Annotated in this window: 3 protein-coding genes; 1 reads left to right on the forward strand and 2 read right to left on the reverse strand. The window is 73.2% G+C overall.

Features of this window, described 5'->3' with window-relative positions; all coding sequences use genetic code 11:
- Window positions 1–220: 220 nt before the first annotated feature.
- Window positions 221–1,168: a hypothetical protein gene (locus AC0CYZ_RS01455; protein ID WP_472211475.1), complete on the reverse strand. Its 948-nt coding sequence runs from the start codon at window positions 1,166–1,168 to the stop codon at window positions 221–223.
- A gap of 80 nt (window positions 1,169–1,248) precedes the next feature.
- On the opposite strand from AC0CYZ_RS01455, the gene AC0CYZ_RS01460 reads away from it, so the two are divergent.
- On the forward strand, window positions 1,249–1,731 hold the full coding sequence (locus tag AC0CYZ_RS01460) for an Lrp/AsnC family transcriptional regulator (RefSeq protein WP_472211478.1): 483 nt from the start codon (window positions 1,249–1,251) through the stop codon (window positions 1,729–1,731).
- A gap of 32 nt (window positions 1,732–1,763) precedes the next feature.
- On the opposite strand, the gene AC0CYZ_RS01465 is transcribed toward AC0CYZ_RS01460, so the two are convergent.
- Window positions 1,764–2,072 (reverse strand): FAD-dependent monooxygenase (locus tag AC0CYZ_RS01465; RefSeq protein ID WP_472211481.1); only part of this gene is annotated, 309 nt, incomplete at its 5' end.

The following is a 2,072-nucleotide window of genomic DNA, read 5'->3' on the forward strand; positions in this document are numbered from 1 at the left end:
CCTCGAGCCAGTCGAGCGCGGCGATCATCTCGGTGTTCAGCGTCGGGTTCATCGCGTTGCGCTTGGCCGGCCGGTCGAAGAAGAGCCAGCCGATCCCGGCCTCGGCGTCCTCCCCGAGCTCGATGCTCACGGTCTCGAACAGTGGCGGCTGGGACATCGGCGGGCTCCCGGGACGTGGCGGTCGGCCCGTCGACTTTATCAGGATTCCTGACGGTTGACGCTACGAGTTCCGGGTAACGGCACCGACCACCGGCCGCGGGGTGACGTCGTCCGGGTGGTCGTGCACGCGGGCCTCCACCCGCGTCCGGTGCGCGTCGGCGACGACCGCGAGGGTCACGCCACCGAGGATCGCCACCTCGCCCGCGAGCGCGAGCGGGCCGGGCAGCCCGCCCTCGGCGATCGCGGCGAACACGAACCCCCACGCGGTCTCCAGCGCCATGAGCTGGCTGACCAGCACCGGCGAGAGGTGGCCGGCCGCGGCGTGCCAGAGCCGGACCGCGAGCCACGACGACACCAGGCCGAGGAAGAGCACGACGGCGAGCGCCCGCAGCGGCTGGGCAGGCACGCCCTCGACGAGCACCAGCGCGACCGCGGCCGGCAGGGCCAGCGCACCGGCGGCGACACCCTGCGCGCCGGCGAGGACCGGGGCGAGGTCGGGCCGGTCGTGGAGGAGCTTGTGGGAGTCCAGCCCGTACCAGGACCACGACGCCAGCGCGACGACGGCGAGCCCGAGCCCGAGCAGCGCCGAGAGCGACCAGTCCTGGCCGGGCCCGACGTGCAGCAGCACCTGGCCGACGGCGACGAGCGCGAGCGCCGGGACGAGGCCGACGATCCGGCCGGTGCCCCTCGCCGAGATCAGGGCCATGACCACCGGCACGAGCCCGATGGTCGCGACGGCGACGGTCGGCCCGGCCAGCCGCACCGAGACCGCCACGAGGGCGTAGTAGAGGACCGACCCGGTCAGCGCGTGCGCGATCACGCGGCCCCACGGGACATCGGCCCGCAGCACCCGCCGCACCTGGGGCACCGACACCGCCCCGAACGCCACGAACCGTCCCGTCGCCAGCAGCAGCGCCGGCGCGAGCGGCGCCAGTCCGGGCGCCACGAACACCGCTCCCCACGCCGCTCCGGCGATCACCATCGCCAGCAGGGCCACCTTCCTCGTCATGTCCCCAGCGTGCGCCCGCGAGGGTGAGCGATGCCGGGCGATCTCGGACGCGGGCACCCACGATGGTGCACGATCCACCCATGACGACGCCGACGACTGAACGAACCGCCCACCTCGACACGATCGACCGCGCGATCCTCGCCCACCTCGTCGACCACGGACGCTCCAGCCTGGCCGACCTCGCCGAGGCGGTCTCGATCTCGGCGTCGTCGGCCCAGCGCCGGCTGCGTCGCCTCGAGACCGACGGCGTGATCCGCGGCTACCGCGCGGTGCTCGATCCCGACGCGATCGGGCGCTCCCTGGTCGTCCACCTGTCGGTCGTGCTCGTCGACCACACGGCGGACACGGTCGGACGCTTCGAGCGGTGGATCGTCGGCATCGACGGGCTGGTGAGCTGCCACCACGTCACGGGCGACGTGGACTACCTGCTGCGCGTCGACGTCGCCGACGTCCACGCCCTCGACGTGCTGCTCCGCCGCACGCTCGCCCAGGTGCCGGGCGTCGCGCGGTTCACGACGATGGTGGCGACGTCGGCGCTGGTGGACCGCTTCGCGTCCATGTGAACGGAATTCGTCGTCGGGGCGACGAGGATCGTTCACGTGGCGCGGAGGGCCAGTCCCCGGTAGTTCTCCGCGATCGTGCGCCGCTCGCTCTCCGAGGACTCGATGAGCCGCAGGTGCGAGAGCGCGAGCTGCTCGTCGAACGGGTCGCCGTCGGGGTCGACGTGCAGCATCGTCGTCATCGTCCAGGAGAAGTGCGACGCCCTCCACACCCGGCGCAGCGCCGTCTCGGAGTAGGCGTCCATGAGCGTCTCGTCCTTCGACGAGAACCACTCCCCCAGCGCCTCGTCGAGCACGCGGACGTCGGCGACGGCGAGGTTGAGGCCCTTCGCGCCGGTGGGCGG

It is taken from the genome of Actinomycetospora sp. (genome assembly GCF_055612215.1).